Raw genomic sequence first — 15,205 nt, forward strand, 5'->3', positions numbered from 1 at the left:
ATGATGGAGAATTTTGAAACGATAGAAATGAAAATTCCTGCAAAAGCAGAATATGTAGCTATTATTCGTTTAACAATGGCTGGTGTTGCGAATCGAATGGGCTTTGCTTATGACGATATAGAAGATATGAAAATTGCTATTAGTGAAGCATGTACAAATATTGTACAACATGCATACAAAGAAGACGTTGGAGAAATTGCAATTGTCTTTGGGCTATATGTAGATCGATTAGAAATTATGGTTGCGGATAATGGGGTTAGCTTTGATTTTAATAACTTAAGAAGTAAAGTTGGCCCGTATGATATTAGTAAACCAGTAGAACATTTGCCGGAAAATGGTTTAGGTTTATATTTAATCAATACGTTAATGGATGATATACAAATTATGCATGATGAGGGCATGACGGTTTTAATGACAAAATATATACAAAGAGAGCAGGTGGAGAATGATGGAAATCCAATCTCAACCTACGAATCTTACTAAGGAAGACGTTATTAAACTAATTGCAGACTTCCAACAAAACCAATGTGATGAAGCACAGGAAAAATTAGTTAATCACTATAAAAATCTCGTACATTCCATTGCATATCGTTATTCAAAAGGCGGGCCGATGCATGAGGATATTATACAAGTAGGAATGTTAGGGCTCTTAGGCGCAATAAGAAGGTATGATTATTCGATAGGGAATGCTTTTGAGCCTTTTGCAATACCTACGATAGTAGGGGAAATGAAAAAGTATTTACGTGATAAAACTTGGGGTATTCATGTTCCAAGGCGAATTAAAGATTTAGGCGGGAAGATTAAACTTGCGATAGAGGAGCTAACAGATCACCTGCAACGTTCACCGAAGATTATAGAGATTGCAGATCATTTAGGACTATCCGAAGAGGAAGTGCTAGAAATTATGGATGCGAAAAATAATTATAGAGTATCTTCCTTAGATGATGTAGTTGAAAACTCATCTGATGGCAGTTCGGTAGCGAGAATTGAATCTGTAGGTGAGGTAGAGCAAGGATATGAAGAGACAGAAAGACGTCTCGTTTTAAAGGATATTTTTAACGTATTAAATGATACGGAAAAGAGTGTTATTCATTATATATTTGGTGAAAATTTAAATCAAAAGGATACAGGGGAACGATTAGGTATTTCACAAATGCACGTTTCTCGTATTAAAAGACAAGCGATAAGTAAATTGAAGCAAGCGGCGTTTTTAGATACATAAAAAATTTTAAAGAATTATGTTTAAAACATGAGAAAAGGGGTAGTTATTAAGTATAGGAGGAGATATAAAAATGTCACACGATGTGAAAGAACTAATCGAAGGATTGAATGAAGATTTAGCAGGAGAATACTCGGCAATTATTATGTATAACCATAATGCAGCTACAGTTTCTGGTATATATAGACAAGTGTTAAAACCTTTCTTTGAATCTGAAATTAGTGATGAACAAGGACATGCCCTATATTTAGCGGAGAAAATTAAGACGTTAGGTGGTACACCTACTACGATCCCTTTACCAGTGAAACAAGTAGAAGATGTTAGAGAAATGTTAGAAGAAGCTAGGAAGTCAGAATATGAAACAATTAAGCGTTATGAAATGAGAAAAGAACAGGCAGCGAAGTTAAATATGACAGAGTTAGTTGTAAAGTTAGAAGATATGATCGCAGATGAAACAAATCATATGGAAGAGTTAGATCGTCTTTTAAGTGATAAAGCAATGGTGTTAAATTAAAAGTGGAAATTTACCCCACCTTAATGGGCAGTAAGACCCCCACCTCAAAATTTAGTGAAAGCAAAGAATTTAGGTGGGGATCGGGCTGCCCATAAAAGTCCGATTCTAATAATCAGTGGGGGATGAAGAAAACCCCCACTGATTCCCATAAAAGTCCGATTGGTTCAACTAATAATCAGTGGGGGATGAAGAAAACCCCCACTGATTAAAGTTTCACTTTATAGAGTGAAAGAACAAACTCTCATTTCTGGGGGTTTGTTCTTTTTCTGTATAAAAAATATGTTTGAGTAGGAAATTTTCATTTTGTAACTGAGTATGTAATACTAGAAAAATAGAAAATGATAATCGATGTACATTTTATATAAGAAAAGGGGAAATAACTTGTGTCCATTTTAATTGTCGATGATAATCCGGTTAACATCTTTGTAATTGAAAAAATTTTAAAACAAGCCGGATATCAGGATCTTGTATCGCTTAATTCTGCACAAGAGCTTTTCGAATACATTCAATTTGGAGAAGATTCTTCCAGGCATAATGAAATTGATTTAATACTATTAGATATTATGATGCCTGAAATTGACGGACTTGAAGTTTGTAGGCGATTACAAAAAGAGGAGAAGTTTAAAGATATTCCTATTATTTTTGTAACAGCTTTAGAAGATGCGAATAAATTAGCTGAAGCGCTTGATATAGGCGCAATGGATTATATTACGAAACCGATAAATAAAGTTGAATTGTTAGCGCGTATGCGTGTAGCATTACGCTTGAAATCGGAATTAAATTGGCATAAAGAACAAGAAGAAAACCTTCGTAATGAGTTGGATTTAGCTACACAAGTACAAAGAAACTTATTAAGTAGCCCATTAAGAGAAGATCATATAAAAATTGAAGCAAGCTATTTACCTTCATTCAAACTAGCTGGAGATATGTATTATTGGTATAAAATCGATGAAAACCGCTACGGTATTATATTATTGGATGTGATGGGACATGGTATATCTGCTTCATTAGTTTGTATGTTTATTTCGTCTGTATTACGTGAAACGATTAAATGTTTAATCGATCCAGAACTCGTCATTAAAGACTTAAATAAATATATGACTCTTTTACATAATGAGAATGACAATATTCCATATTATTTTACAGCGATATACTTAGTAGTGGATACAGAAAAGAGAACAATTGAATATGTAAATGCAGGACATCCTTCTGGATACGTTTTAGTGGATGAAGCGAATGTAGTGGAACTAAATCGCGGGAGTTGCGCGGTAGGATTTTTTGATGAAATAAAAGTTAAAAAGACAGTTATACCTTTTGAGAAGAACGCTCAAATCGTATTGTTTACAGATGGTGTTCTTGAAGCAATTGCAAATGATGAATTTGAGTCTGAAGAGAAATTACGTGCTTTTACAGAAAGAAAATGGGGAGATTTAGAAGAAGAGATAGAAGGGTTTTATAAGGAAGAACAGAAGAAAGAACAATCAGATGATATGTGCCTCATTATGATACAAACGAATGCGAAATAAAAAGCGTATGAAATCCAAACAGAGGATTTCATACGCTTTTATTGTATTTTTTGATAGATTTGTTCGTTCGGATTAAACTGGATATAATGCGGCATTATATTTGAAAAACGAAGAGTTTCTTTATTTCCTAAACATAGGAATCCATTATGACCTAAGCTTTCATAAAATAGTTGCTGTACTTGGTTTTGAAGTTTACCTGTAAAGTAAATTAAAACGTTACGGCAAAGTATAATATGAAATTCGTTAAAAGATTGATCAGTTACTAAATTATGCTGCGCAAAAATAATGTTTTGTAAAAGAGATGGATTAAAATAAGCAAAGCGATTATCTGTTGAATAATAGTTAGAAAATGCTTGTGTACCGCCAGCTTGTAAATAGTTTTTCGTATAAGTTTGCATTTTATTTAACGGAAGGATGCCTTGTTTTGCTTTTTCTAACACATTTGTATTCATATCTGTTGCGTAAATAACAGCTTTTTCACTTAATCCTTCTTCGTGAAGTAAGATAGACATTGATAATACTTCTTCACCGGTTGCGCATCCAGCATGCCAAATTCTAATTTCAGGATACTTTTTTAATTCAGGAATGACATGCTCTCTTAGCGCTTTAAAAAAGTTAGGGTTACGGAACATTTCAGTTACGTTAATGGAGAAATCATTTAATAACTGTTCTAAAAAGCCTTCCTCATGAATTACATTTTCAATTAATTTTGAAATGGTTGGTATATTAGAAATCTGCATTCGATTACAAATTCTTCTATAAATAGATGTACGAGCATATTGGCGAAAATCGAAGCCAGATAGTTTAAATACCGCTTCCAATAGTAATTCAATTTCTAAGTTCGTGCGCTTATCCATATCGACGGATGGATCAAAATTATAATACTTATTTTCCACTTAAATTAAACCTCACTTATTTTATTAACCATACACTCATTACTGAATAGAGTTGATGTAAATTTAATGGTTTACTTATATAATCTGAAGCGCCAGCAGATAAACATTTTTCTTTATCATTTGGCATTGCTTTCGCAGTTAATGCGATAATAGGTATTTCATGTAAACTTAAGTTCATTCGGATATGTTCCATCGTTTCATAACCATCCATATTCGGCATCATAATATCCATTAAGATAAGGTCAATATTTGTATTGTTTTTAAGTATTTTTAAACACTCTATACCGTTTTGTGCAGTAATAATGTTGGCATGTTGTTTTTCTAATGCATTTTGTAATGCAAATATATTTCGGTGATCATCATCGACAATTAAAATGGTTTTCTCTTGGAAGACGTTATCTGTTTCTGGAGTCACTATAGTTTCCTCAACCACTTCAACAGGAATAACGTCATCTATCGTTGCTGCGACTTCTAAACTGGATACCTGTATATCATTTAATCCATTTGGAAGGTTAGGGATATATACCGTGAAAGTACTGCCTTCTCCTACATTACTCTCTAACGTAATCCAACCACCTAATAATCTAGCAAACTCTTTACAAATAGATAACCCTAAGCCTGTACCACCATATTTCCGAATCGTTGCTCCATCTGCCTGTTGAAAGGCTTCGAAAATGAGTTGATGCTGTTCTTTTGCGATACCAATACCAGTATCTTTTACCGAAATTGTCATCCAATCATTACTTATAGACTGCATTTCATCACTTAAATGGGTTGTTTCTATCGAATCGAAATGTAAAGAAACGGATCCTTTTTCCGTGAATTTAAATGCATTGGATAATAAGTTTTTAATAATTTGCTCAATCCGTTTTGCATCTGTATAAAACAGATCAGGAATCGTGTCACTGTCTTCAACAGTAAATTCAACGTTTTTTTGTGCAGCGATATGTAAAAAGTTTTGCTGCATACTTGCTGCCATATCACTTATGTTCGTTGCTTCAAAAATGACATCAAGTTTTCCGGCTTCTACTTTAGATAAATCTAATATATCATTAATTAAAGTAAGTAAATCTTTCCCTGATGAATGAATGACGGTTGCTAATTCAATTTCATCATCGGATAAATGATTATCATGATTTTCTTTTAACATTTCAGATAATAGTAAAATACTATTTAACGGTGTGCGTAATTCATGTGACATATTTGCTAGAAATTCTGATTTGTATTTTGAGCCACGTAATAACTCACTTGCTTTTTCTTCTAATTCTGATTTAGTAATTTGTAAGTCAGCTGTCTTTTGTTCAGCTTCTTCAGTTCTAGACTCTAATTGTTCATTCGTTGTTCGTAATTCTTCGGCTTGCATTTGTAGTTCTTCAGCTTGCGTTTGCAATTCTTCTGATTGAACTTGCAACTCTTCTGTCATTGCTTGTGATTCATGTAAAAGAGTTTGAATTCGCATACGTCCTATAATGCTATGGATCGTTAAACCTAGATTATCAACAGTTTGTTGAATTAAATCTTGATGCAATTCTGAAATCTCAGTTACACTTACTAACTCCATTACTGCGATTACTTCATCTTCAAATAAGATAGGGATGACTAGTAGGTTTTTAGGGCGTATTTCTAATAATCCAGTAGTAACGTAACGAAACTCTTCAGGTATGTCCCTGAGAATAAAACTTTTCTTTTCTAAAGCAGACTGTCCAATGAAACCTTCACCCATTTTAATGGATTGTTTCCCAATATCAGCACCTTGATCGGCGAAAGAAGCTTTCTTCACATAGTAGACAGTTTCTTCAATTTCTTCACGTACATAAAATGCACCGCAAGAAGTTTGCGTTTTTTGTATAACTCCACTAAGAATTTTGTTACCCAACATCTCAATAGAAGGTACACCTTGATACATTAAAATTAATTCTGCAAGCTCGGTTTGCAACCACTCTCTTTTCGATATTTCGTCTAGTAAGTGGTTCGTTGTGTGAGCTAGATCTTTTATTTCATCATGGCTGTTTACATGAATTCTTTCCGTAATTTTTTCTTTCGAAGAAATGGATTTAATAACTTGAATTACATTTTTAATCGTTTTTGTAATGGAATTCGAAATATAGAGTGAAATGATAATAGAAATACAAGAAAGTAAGAACAATAAACTGTATAACCAAATCTCTAATTTATTATTTTCAGTATCTAATTGTGCAGCTCTTTTTTTCGTTAGTTGCTCCTCTATACTACGGAAGTTAGTTAGCTGCGATTGTAATGATTGAATTTGAGTCGTGTCGATTGCTTGTACGTTATTACTATTGTGATTTGTAATGAATGGGTGAATCTCTTTATTAATCCAACTAGTAATGTTTTCATTAATCTGTTTTAATTTTTCTTGTTGAGAGGGGTTATCCTCTAATAGAGCCAAAAGATCTTGATAATGTTTTTCGTAATCCTTTTCCGCAGCGTTAAGAGATTGCACGTAATTTGCATCATTAGAAGTGACAAATCCTTTCGCTTTATTTTCAATTGTTAGCAATTCTTTCTCCACTTGATTCGTTAAATTAAGAACTTTAAAATCGTGATCAATAATAAAATTACGAGATTTTTGTAAACTAGAAATCTCATTGTTTAGCATAATGAAAGAAATAAGTAAGAACAAAATGATAACTAAATAACCAGCCATAATTTTGTAGCGGATACTAAATTTTGCTTTCGATTTCATTAAAAATTCCTACCTTCAAGGTTATTCAAAGTTTTCTATTGTAAAGAATGAAAAACGTAATATATATTATATCAGTTTTCATAAGGCCAAACTAGAAATCCCCCTATTGTATTAGGGGGCTCGTTTTTCATAGAGGAAATCATTTTGAAATATAAAACTATATATGAAAAGTAACAATCGAGGGAATAGGGGGATCATATAACTTTTAAGAAGGAAAGAGTGTTCTTAAAGCTTTTTTTGCATCTATTCCTTCAAAGATAAATAATACAAGCTCTCTCTTTTTTACAGTAAGGAAAAAGGATACTAATGTGCTTAAGTTTTTAATAGAAGTAAGTGTTCCATGTTTACTTATAAATACATTCGTTTGAAATGTTGTCATTAAAGCATAAAAATGATGAATCTGCGTTATTGTAGGTGTTTCATTATAAAGAATAGTAGTAGATTGGATTGCGTTCATCAAAATATTCCTTTCCATATAGTAAGCATAACAATATAAACATACCCGTTTTAAAAAATGTTAAACATATAAACGTAAAAAAATATAATTATAGTTTTTTACGTTTAGAAAGCGTTACGAAGGGTATACATATACTACAAAGAGATTGACTGAAGATGAATTATAAGATTTCTAGTCTATAAAAATATACTTTTACTTTAAATAAAAAGGAGCGTGGTATACATGAATGAAATGATGATTGATATTACATTTGATTTAATTTACTTGTTAAGTAGTTCGCTTGTAATCCTTTTACTATTCGCTTTTTTCGTAAATGGTTATGTTAATAAAAAGATTAGTGTATACAGAAATGAAGAAAGATAAAGATACATTATATAAAACTTTAGGAGGTTAATAGTTATGGATGTAGATAGAAAAATAGTAGGTGTTTTTAGAACAATTGATGATGCGGCATGTGTTATTAATGAATTAAATGATAAAGGATACTCGGCGGATAATATTTCAGCTATTGCGAAGGATCAAAAGGAAATTGAACATCTGGAAGAAAAATCGGGTGAAAAAGTGAATCATGAAACTGCACATAAAGCGGATATCTTTTCAGCAACAGGGCTTGTGGCAGGAGGAGTAGCAGGCGGACTCGGTGGTTTATTAACAGGTCTTGGTATACTTGCCGTTTCTGGAATGGGTCCAATCGTAGCAGCGGGACCTATTGCAGCAGCTATTGGAGGAGCCGGTATTGGCGGAGGAGCTGGAAGTTTAATAGGAGCATTTATCGGATTAGGAATTCCCGAAGAACATGCTAAAAAATATGAAGAATACATTTACGATGGAAATATATTAATTTTAGTAGATGCAAAATTAGATGATAAGTTAGAAATCTATAAAATATTTGATAAGCACAATGCTTATAACTCTGATTTCTTTAAATAATATGTACTTCACATATCAATGATGAAAAATGTAAACATAGTGAATATCGTTTTTTGATCTTACAACTTTGGCGCGGCCGAGGAGTCGTATAACTATAAGAGAGGAAGGGCTTATAGTAAAAGATCAAGTTCTATTCTGTTATTTAAAAGGGAAGAGGTGTCTTTTCGTGATTGTAAAAATAGTAAAGGATAGTAGTAATAGCTTCCTTTGTATAGTTCAAAATAAAAGTGGAGAACAGTATGTGAAGAAATGGTTTCGTAAACAGAAAAACAATGAAGAATTAGGGCGACCAACTTTTAAAGAAGTAGAACAGGACTGGAAGGAAAATAGAGAATCGTTTATGTATCCTAATGTTAAAGCGCTTTAGTGAACAAAATAGTCGCTGTATTCTTACAAAACTGTCACATTCCTGTAAGGTAATTCAATAGATTAGTTACTTGTTCCATGTCATAATAAAGACATAAGAAAGCTTATTCAAACTACAACTTATTAGGAGCGTGTCAGTCATGATTGTAACAACAACGTCTGGAATTCAAGGTAAAGAAATTATTGAGTATATCGATATTGTAAATGGTGAAGCTATTATGGGTGCAAATATTGTTCGCGACTTATTCGCTTCTGTTCGTGATGTTGTCGGTGGTCGTGCTGGTTCTTACGAAAGCAAGCTAAAAGAAGCTCGTGATATCGCAATGGATGAAATGAAAGAACTTGCAAAACAAAAAGGTGCGAACGCTATCGTTGGTATTGACGTAGATTACGAAGTTGTTCGTGATGGAATGTTAATGGTTGCTGTAAGTGGTACAGCTGTACGTATATAAGTAAATAAAAAACAGGCTCCCCCTTGAAGTTCATGCTTTGAGGGGATTTTTTTGTTTCATGACTACAGTTAAAATGAAGAAGAGCTGATGGCGTATTATAAGTACAAAAAATAAGCAAAACGTTATTGTAAAAAATGCTAGGATTGCTCCTAGCATTTCGTGAGGGGGTATTGCACGGGAATTTAGATAATAAGCAGACGTACCCGCTTATTTCAAATGTAGTATATATTGTTTTCAAGGAGAAAAGTAAGAAATACAACAATCTTTATATATGTTTAACGAGAGTGTTAACTTTATGATAAATAATGTAAGGAGAGGAAACTCAATAAAAAAGGTGTATAGGATGTGGAAGGTAAGGTGATAACGTTGATGCAAAAATAAAGGACAGTATATATTGTATATTACGACTATGTACTGTCCCGCTTATTCTTTTTGGATTATGAAAAATTGTTACCTGTCTTGCTATAAATTTCATAGGCGAAATAACCAAATAAATAGCCTATTCCAGATCCTAAACTAATGGAAAGTAGTGAGGAATCCGGAAAAAACATACCGAAAATCAAACCGATCATACAGCCGACAAGCATTCCCATAGGTATGAAACTATCTAATAACAGTTGAGCTTTTTGAGATTTTTTCTTACCTAATTTTCCGTTCTTATATTTATGTTCCAATCTTTTAATTACAAATACTACAATTCCACCAACTATTACAACAGGCGCGATTGCCGTGATTAGCCACATGTGAAAATCTCCTTTCACCTTTTAATAGAATTATACCAGATACTTACAATTAGGTATTCCTAAACGTACTATCTAGTCTATTTAAATGGCCAATCAAAAAGACTCCTTCAACTGTAGTCAATAACTCGTCAAAAACACTTTCCCTTTAGCTTTCTCAGCAGACTGCACGATATCAACCGCTGTTTTCACATCTGTTAGGTCGTATGTAGAATGTACTTTCATAAAACGTAATTGTTTATTTTCTACTAAGCGAATTAAATGACGAAACGTTTCTTGCCATTTATATGGTGACACTTCTTTATTCCAATGTCGTAAATGAAATATGTTTGCGTGCACTTTTGCTTTCGTGACAATCTCTGCCCAGTTAACTTGTACACCTGATAGAAGACCGATCGTTAAAAAGTGCCCGTTTGGACGTATTGAGAAAGCTAATTCATTTCCATCCGATCCCCCGATAGAATCAATTGCAGCATCCGCGCCGAGCCCGTTTGTTAATGTCATAACGGTTTCATAAAGCGGGGCAGTGGAAGTATCGATTACATATGCAGCACCAAGGCGTAGTAACTCCTCTGTATGCTTATTATTTCTTGTCACGGCAATGAGTCGGAAGTTTAAAATTTGTGATAACTGCGCAAAAAGATGTCCAATAGCGGATCCACAAGCATTCACTAATAAAACATCATTACGTTGTAAGTTTAGCGTTTCTGTACATGTAACCCATGCCGTAAGAGGATTAATATACATTTGTGCCGCTGTGAAATCATCAATGGAATCAGGAATAGGCACTACAAAATCAGCTGACGTCTTCACATATTCTTGCCAAGTACCTTCTCCGCGTAACGGTAAAACACGTTTACCGATAAGATCTCTAGAAACAAAAGCTCCCACATCTTCTACAATACCAATACCTTCATAACCAGGTATGTTAGGTAATGGGATTCTATGGGCATATGCTCCGGTAACGGGAATTAAGTCAGATGGATTAATCGGTCTAACTAACATACGAACTAGCACTTCATTATCTTTTAATGGTTCTATATTTTTATATTCAACTTGTAATACATCTTTTGGGTTGCCGAACTTGTGAAATTGAATGTGTTTTCCGTCCAAAGTCATTTTCCCCCTTAGTTTGATTGGGTTTATTATAGCATTTTCAGTTTAAATGATTATTTCATTAGCACTAAATAAAAGGGAACAGAAAGTCGTCGTTTATACTTTGAGGAGATTTTGATTGTGCAAACTTTTAAAATATACATTAATTATGTAGCATTGTATGGATTGCTGAATAATAATCTTACATAAACATCAATGTATTTCTATATAAAATAATTCATATTTTTATTTGGTAATGAGGATGAAGAGGAATAAGTGACTTATCCCGCTATTTGTGGGAGTCGGGCTATATGTAAAAGCCTTCACTTTATCAAAATGTAAGTTGCATCTTGTATAATGTAATGGTGGAGGTCAGATATGAAAAAAATAAGTTTAAATATAGATTTGGATACAAATGTATTGGAAGTAGTATTTATACCAAGAAGGTTTATTATTTTATGGATTACACTCGTATATATAGCTTCAATACTTTTAGAATTTCGTAATAATATTTTCTCTATGGATAGTTTTTTCTTTACAATAGTCATTGTTATTCATACTATTTTTCATTGGTATGCGAGTTCATTAAAAAATAGGCAATTGTTGTACTTCTTTTTTGTACAACTTTTCATTGTGTTTTTGGCTGCATTTATTGCAACAAATGCTTCGATAGCGATTTTTGTTGGATTAACTCCTATTTTAATCGCCCAAAGTTTATATGTTTATAACAATATATTTAAAGTAATGGCAGTTTTTACTCTTATGTATGCAATATTTTGTGCTGCAATTAGTATCAATTATGGTGTGAATAAATTAGCTATTCTTATCTCTATGTTTCTTTTAGTGTTAGCAATTATTATTCCTTTTTCTTATATTAATAAGCAGCAATTTGATGCACGTAATCGTATACAGAGCTATATTCAAGAGTTAGAGTCCGCATATATGAGAGTGGAAGAATTGACATTAGCTAATGAAAGGCAGCGTATGGCAAGAGATTTACATGATACGTTAGCGCAAGGTTTAGCAAGCTTAATTATGCAATTGGAAGCGATAGATGCCCATATGCAAAAAGGGAATACAGGACGATCTCAAGAGATTATGAAACAAACTATGATAAGAGCGAGACAAACTTTACATGATGCAAGGTTGGTTATTGATGATTTGCGTCATACTACTAATTCATTTAATGGAGCAGTAAAAGAAGAGGTTCAACGTTTTTCTGAAGCTACGTCTATACATGTGAGATTTACTATCCAAAGTCCACCGTATATTTCAAGCGTAGTAAAAGAGCACTGCTTATATGTAATTAGTGAATGTTTAACAAATATCGCAAAACATTCACAGGCAGCAGATGTAAATTTAAATGTTGAATATATCGATGATCTTGAAAAACTTACTATTGAAATTGAAGATAATGGAATTGGTTTTGACACTAGATATATCGGTAAGAATCCTGGACATTATGGTTTAATTGGTCTAAATGAGCGAGTTCGATTGATTAAGGGAGAAATACATATATTGAGTGAAAAGATGAAAGGTACGAAAGTGTATATTCAAGTGCCTATAAGTAAAGAAGGAGATAGCCATGAAGCATAACGTATTAATTGTAGATGATCATTTCGTTGTAAGAGAAGGTCTGAAATTAATAATAGAAACGAGTGATTCATTTCAAATTATAGGTGAGGCTGCAAACGGAGAAGAAGCCCTTTCTTTCATAGAAAAGAAGAAACCTGATGTCATTTTAATGGATTTGAATATGCCTAAAATGAGTGGTTTAGAAACAATTGAGGCTTTGAATGAAAAACAAAACCATACGCCGATTATTATATTAACTACTTATAACGAAGATGAATTAATGCTAAAGGGAATTGAGTTAGGGGCAAAAGGATATTTGCTAAAAGATACGGATCGAGAGAATTTGTTTCGAACATTGGAAGCGGCTATTCGAGGTGAGATTTTACTACAACCAAATATTATGGAAAAGATAGTGAAGTATAAAAGGAAAGAAGTACATGCTGATAAGGTTGCAGAAAATAACTTAACGGTTAAAGAATTGTTTGTGCTGAAAGCTATTGCGCGCGGATATAAGAATAAAGAAATTGCATTTGATATGGGAATAGCTGAGCGAACGGTAAAAGCATATTTAACAAATATATACAATAAATTAGGTGTTAATTCACGGTCAGAAGCAGTAGCTGTATCTATTGAAAGGAAGTTAATTCATTTTTAAAACATTATATATGCCCAATCGTACATTATAGGCTTGCCCTTTTGTACGATTTTTTTATTTCTTTCTCATGTTATGCTTCAGAAAGTATGAGCGATTTAAGAACAATGTAGGAAAGGAAGAAGAATAATTAAATGACAACTTTGTTTTTAATTTCTGTAGTAATTTTCTTTATTTGGCTGCAAAGCAAACAAAGAAAATTAAACTGGATAGATATTATAACTTTTCTCATGATGATAGGGATTATTACTTATATGGCGCCGCAACCAATGACTAGAGATTTACAAGCAGAGTTACTGGCAGTTACGCTTTTTTCTTTCGCTATTGGTGTTTGGCAAGGTGGGGGAATTACAGTCTGTTATGAGGATGAAATTTTATATATTACAAATGGAAAACAGTTTTCCATTTCATGGGTTCTCTTAATAATTGGCAACATAATTATTATTAATATATTTGAAGATGGATTTACATTTAATGGACCGTGGTTTCTTTTGTGTAGTGTTGTCATTGCATCTGGGGTGAAAAACAGTATTCTATGTATTCTGTACAAATTAACAGTGCGAAATTGAATGGAAAATCAAAGCTGTTTTCTTTTATCCCAACATAAAACGTATTGCTGTAAGCTCATTAAAAGACTGTAGTTGATAAAAAAATGAGAAGGAAGTATTGGAAGAATGGGGGAGTTAACGTAGATGTTTCTACCTATTACTATATTTGATAGGTTTAGTTGGCTGGGGAATGTTGCTTTCTCTTCAGAAAAGACTAGCAGGAATCGAGCACTTTCGAGGGCAGAAGAAAGCAATGTTAATTTGTGTGAAAATAAATGTAGAGATTCAGTTAATAATATTCATCAAAAAATAAATGTGGATGCTTTGGACTATAGTAATAATCGTATATTGGGCCGTGCAGAATCTCATTCAACAATTGTCATAACAAGTAGTGATATGTATGTTGGAAGCGGACGAGTTAATAAGTATGGAGAATTTAAAATATATACAAATGATTATCTGGAAGAGTATTTGGTACTAGAGATTCAGTTGATAATGGGCGGTTTCTATCAAGGAAGTATAACGGTAAAGTTAAAAAGTTAAGGTATAATGATTTTCTTTTTATTTAGTAAATAAAAAGGAAGCAACCGTAGTTGCTTCCTACATCAATTAAGCCGAAGCCTTCTTCATTCTCTCAAGTAAACTAGATAACACATGCGTACGATACGATTCTAGTTTTTTACCTTCGTAAGTGCGAATACCTAATTTTTTAAGTTCTTTTACATACCAACCTTTGCTTCCGAAATACATGTGATCGCTCCCCTTCAAATTTGTTTTTATTTGTTCTGATTGTACTTGGAGGTACAGGTAATATAATGAAGGAAATGAATTTCGCGCGAAAATGGTTAACTTTGTTGCAAAAGACATATATACTAAAGGTAGTATATAACGAGGTGGGCAAGACGTGATTATAGAGAAGCACGAAATTCAAATTGACCAAATTACGAGCGGTAAAGTGAATATCTTTACTTTCTATAGGAATAGAAAGCAAGTTGATGATCATTTTTTACGATTGCAAGAACCATCGCTTACAGCAAACTACTTCTTCCATTTTCATTTTGATGCAGAGAGCTTGCATCTACTGCAGGAAGAGTTTCCAGGCGTATATCCGTACAACGGTAGTGAAACGATTCACGACTGGACGGAAAAGATGAAAGCAGAATTGCAACATCAGATCCAAACAGGAAAATGGAATAAGCGCGTACGTATCGGTAATCGCATTCTAGATGTGGTGTTTACGTGGTGTGACGAAGATATAGTAGAGTAAAAAGAAGCGGATGACGCTTCTTTTTTTAGCGCTGGAATAAAACGAGCTTACCTGCAGAAGATGTGCAACGATGTGTTTTTTCATACAATCCTTTTTCTTGTAAAATAGATTCACCTTTTGCTTTCGCTTCTTTTTCAGTTGCCGCCTCGAATGATTCGTCTAATGCTTTTGAACCATCTTTTTCAAAGACTGTTAGAACGTATACTCCCATGAAAATTCCCTCCAATAATAAAAATCAGAATCTTATAACTATTTTGGCAT

20 protein-coding genes are annotated in these 15,205 nt (G+C 33.2%); 13 read left to right on the forward strand and 7 right to left on the reverse strand.

Annotated features, from left to right (window positions below):
* The 4 genes from rsbW (at position 1) to DN394_RS16875 (ending at position 3,259) form a co-directional block, all read left to right on the forward strand.
* The gene (gene rsbW, locus DN394_RS16860) at positions 1-483 is read left to right on the forward strand and encodes an anti-sigma B factor RsbW (RefSeq protein WP_098109893.1); all 483 of its coding nucleotides are present in this window, start codon (positions 1-3) and stop codon (positions 481-483) included.
* Positions 446-1,222 carry an RNA polymerase sigma factor SigB gene (gene sigB, locus DN394_RS16865; protein ID WP_149294005.1) on the forward strand — a complete coding sequence of 259 codons (777 nt, stop codon included), beginning with the start codon at positions 446-448 and terminating at the stop codon, positions 1,220-1,222. Before rsbW ends, sigB begins: the two co-directional genes overlap by 38 nt.
* Before the next feature lie 70 nt (positions 1,223-1,292).
* Complete coding sequence (locus DN394_RS16870) at positions 1,293-1,733, forward strand: ferritin-like domain-containing protein (protein ID WP_000017750.1); 441 nt, start codon at positions 1,293-1,295, stop codon at positions 1,731-1,733.
* A gap of 383 nt (positions 1,734-2,116) precedes the next feature.
* The gene (locus DN394_RS16875; protein ID WP_046957141.1) at positions 2,117-3,259 is read left to right on the forward strand and encodes a fused response regulator/phosphatase; all 1,143 of its coding nucleotides are present in this window, start codon (positions 2,117-2,119) and stop codon (positions 3,257-3,259) included.
* A gap of 38 nt (positions 3,260-3,297) precedes the next feature.
* Here the strand turns inward: DN394_RS16875 and DN394_RS16880 are convergent, their stop codons facing one another.
* From DN394_RS16880 to DN394_RS16890, 3 genes are all read right to left on the reverse strand, one after another.
* Positions 3,298-4,155 carry a CheR family methyltransferase gene (locus DN394_RS16880; RefSeq protein ID WP_046957140.1) on the reverse strand — a complete coding sequence of 286 codons (858 nt, stop codon included), beginning with the start codon at positions 4,153-4,155 and terminating at the stop codon, positions 3,298-3,300.
* Between the two features lie 16 nt (positions 4,156-4,171).
* Complete coding sequence (locus DN394_RS16885; protein ID WP_149294006.1) at positions 4,172-6,862, reverse strand: ATP-binding protein; 2,691 nt, start codon at positions 6,860-6,862, stop codon at positions 4,172-4,174.
* A 205-nt stretch (positions 6,863-7,067) separates the two neighbouring features.
* On the reverse strand, positions 7,068-7,319 hold the full coding sequence (locus DN394_RS16890) for a hypothetical protein (RefSeq protein ID WP_000991708.1): 252 nt from the start codon (positions 7,317-7,319) through the stop codon (positions 7,068-7,070).
* A gap of 222 nt (positions 7,320-7,541) precedes the next feature.
* Between DN394_RS16890 and DN394_RS29005 the strand changes: the two genes are divergently transcribed.
* The 4 genes from DN394_RS29005 to DN394_RS16905 all read left to right on the forward strand — a co-directional run bounded on the left by DN394_RS29005 (position 7,542) and on the right by DN394_RS16905 (position 9,067).
* Positions 7,542-7,682 (forward strand): hypothetical protein, encoded by a 141-nt coding sequence (locus DN394_RS29005; protein WP_001004564.1) that lies wholly within the window; start codon positions 7,542-7,544, stop codon positions 7,680-7,682.
* 36 nt (positions 7,683-7,718) lie between these two features.
* A complete protein-coding gene (locus DN394_RS16895; protein ID WP_000382164.1) occupies positions 7,719-8,249 on the forward strand; it encodes a general stress protein in 531 nt (176 codons plus the stop codon).
* A gap of 166 nt (positions 8,250-8,415) precedes the next feature.
* Positions 8,416-8,616, forward strand: a complete 201-nt coding sequence (locus DN394_RS16900) for a DUF4028 family protein (RefSeq protein ID WP_141545407.1) — start codon at positions 8,416-8,418, stop codon at positions 8,614-8,616.
* Positions 8,617-8,755: 139 nt separating this feature from the next.
* Complete coding sequence (locus tag DN394_RS16905) at positions 8,756-9,067, forward strand: YbjQ family protein (protein ID WP_000637510.1); 312 nt, start codon at positions 8,756-8,758, stop codon at positions 9,065-9,067.
* 437 nt (positions 9,068-9,504) lie between these two features.
* Here DN394_RS16905 and DN394_RS16910 read toward each other — a convergent pair whose 3' ends face one another.
* Together DN394_RS16910 and DN394_RS16915 are read right to left on the reverse strand one after the other, a co-directional pair.
* Positions 9,505-9,810 carry a hypothetical protein gene (locus DN394_RS16910; protein ID WP_000266267.1) on the reverse strand — a complete coding sequence of 102 codons (306 nt, stop codon included), beginning with the start codon at positions 9,808-9,810 and terminating at the stop codon, positions 9,505-9,507.
* A 117-nt stretch (positions 9,811-9,927) separates the two neighbouring features.
* Positions 9,928-10,926, reverse strand: a complete 999-nt coding sequence (locus DN394_RS16915) for a zinc-dependent alcohol dehydrogenase family protein (RefSeq protein WP_098704862.1) — start codon at positions 10,924-10,926, stop codon at positions 9,928-9,930.
* A 354-nt stretch (positions 10,927-11,280) separates the two neighbouring features.
* On the opposite strand from DN394_RS16915, the gene DN394_RS16920 reads away from it, so the two are divergent.
* From DN394_RS16920 to DN394_RS16935, 4 genes are all read left to right on the forward strand, one after another.
* Complete coding sequence (locus tag DN394_RS16920; RefSeq protein WP_098857792.1) at positions 11,281-12,498, forward strand: sensor histidine kinase; 1,218 nt, start codon at positions 11,281-11,283, stop codon at positions 12,496-12,498.
* Complete coding sequence (locus DN394_RS16925) at positions 12,488-13,132, forward strand: response regulator (RefSeq protein WP_002087211.1); 645 nt, start codon at positions 12,488-12,490, stop codon at positions 13,130-13,132. The genes DN394_RS16920 and DN394_RS16925 overlap by 11 nt, the downstream gene beginning before the upstream one ends.
* A 131-nt stretch (positions 13,133-13,263) precedes the next feature.
* Positions 13,264-13,698 carry a hypothetical protein gene (locus tag DN394_RS16930; protein ID WP_098704864.1) on the forward strand — a complete coding sequence of 145 codons (435 nt, stop codon included), beginning with the start codon at positions 13,264-13,266 and terminating at the stop codon, positions 13,696-13,698.
* Positions 13,699-13,821: 123 nt separating this feature from the next.
* Positions 13,822-14,220 carry a hypothetical protein gene (locus DN394_RS16935; RefSeq protein WP_098085171.1) on the forward strand — a complete coding sequence of 133 codons (399 nt, stop codon included), beginning with the start codon at positions 13,822-13,824 and terminating at the stop codon, positions 14,218-14,220.
* A gap of 66 nt (positions 14,221-14,286) precedes the next feature.
* Here the strand turns inward: DN394_RS16935 and DN394_RS16940 are convergent, their stop codons facing one another.
* Positions 14,287-14,427, reverse strand: coding sequence for a YflJ family protein (locus tag DN394_RS16940; protein ID WP_000273536.1), 141 nt, complete (start codon positions 14,425-14,427; stop codon positions 14,287-14,289).
* Between the two features lie 154 nt (positions 14,428-14,581).
* On the opposite strand from DN394_RS16940, the gene DN394_RS16945 reads away from it, so the two are divergent.
* Positions 14,582-14,944 (forward strand): hypothetical protein, encoded by a 363-nt coding sequence (locus tag DN394_RS16945; RefSeq protein ID WP_097918424.1) that lies wholly within the window; start codon positions 14,582-14,584, stop codon positions 14,942-14,944.
* Positions 14,945-14,969: 25 nt separating this feature from the next.
* Here DN394_RS16945 and DN394_RS16950 read toward each other — a convergent pair whose 3' ends face one another.
* Positions 14,970-15,155, reverse strand: a complete 186-nt coding sequence (locus DN394_RS16950; RefSeq protein ID WP_000539551.1) for a YhzD family protein — start codon at positions 15,153-15,155, stop codon at positions 14,970-14,972.
* Positions 15,156-15,205: the final 50 nt, after the last annotated feature.

Source organism: Bacillus sp. BB081, assembly GCF_008368895.1.
GTDB classification, from domain to species: domain Bacteria; phylum Bacillota; class Bacilli; order Bacillales; family Bacillaceae_G; genus Bacillus_A; species Bacillus_A wiedmannii.

Bases quoted from the DNA above. Each gene is read 5' to 3' on its own strand.
- rsbW (WP_098109893.1), top strand. From the start codon at position 1: ATGATGGAGAATTTTGAAACGATAGAAATGAAAATTCCTGCAAAAGCA.
- sigB (WP_149294005.1), top strand. From the start codon at position 446: ATGATGGAAATCCAATCTCAACCTACGAATCTTACTAAGGAAGACGTT.
- DN394_RS16870 (WP_000017750.1), top strand. From the start codon at position 1,293: ATGTCACACGATGTGAAAGAACTAATCGAAGGATTGAATGAAGATTTA.
- DN394_RS16885 (WP_149294006.1), bottom strand. From the start codon at position 6,862: ATGAAATCGAAAGCAAAATTTAGTATCCGCTACAAAATTATGGCTGGT.
- DN394_RS16890 (WP_000991708.1), bottom strand. From the start codon at position 7,319: ATGAACGCAATCCAATCTACTACTATTCTTTATAATGAAACACCTACA.
- DN394_RS29005 (WP_001004564.1), top strand. From the start codon at position 7,542: ATGAATGAAATGATGATTGATATTACATTTGATTTAATTTACTTGTTA.
- DN394_RS16895 (WP_000382164.1), top strand. From the start codon at position 7,719: ATGGATGTAGATAGAAAAATAGTAGGTGTTTTTAGAACAATTGATGAT.
- DN394_RS16905 (WP_000637510.1), top strand. From the start codon at position 8,756: ATGATTGTAACAACAACGTCTGGAATTCAAGGTAAAGAAATTATTGAG.
- DN394_RS16910 (WP_000266267.1), bottom strand. From the start codon at position 9,810: ATGTGGCTAATCACGGCAATCGCGCCTGTTGTAATAGTTGGTGGAATT.
- DN394_RS16915 (WP_098704862.1), bottom strand. From the start codon at position 10,926: ATGACTTTGGACGGAAAACACATTCAATTTCACAAGTTCGGCAACCCA.
- DN394_RS16920 (WP_098857792.1), top strand. From the start codon at position 11,281: ATGAAAAAAATAAGTTTAAATATAGATTTGGATACAAATGTATTGGAA.
- DN394_RS16925 (WP_002087211.1), top strand. From the start codon at position 12,488: ATGAAGCATAACGTATTAATTGTAGATGATCATTTCGTTGTAAGAGAA.
- DN394_RS16930 (WP_098704864.1), top strand. From the start codon at position 13,264: ATGACAACTTTGTTTTTAATTTCTGTAGTAATTTTCTTTATTTGGCTG.
- DN394_RS16935 (WP_098085171.1), top strand. From the start codon at position 13,822: ATGTTTCTACCTATTACTATATTTGATAGGTTTAGTTGGCTGGGGAAT.
- DN394_RS16940 (WP_000273536.1), bottom strand. From the start codon at position 14,427: ATGTATTTCGGAAGCAAAGGTTGGTATGTAAAAGAACTTAAAAAATTA.
- DN394_RS16950 (WP_000539551.1), bottom strand. From the start codon at position 15,155: ATGGGAGTATACGTTCTAACAGTCTTTGAAAAAGATGGTTCAAAAGCA.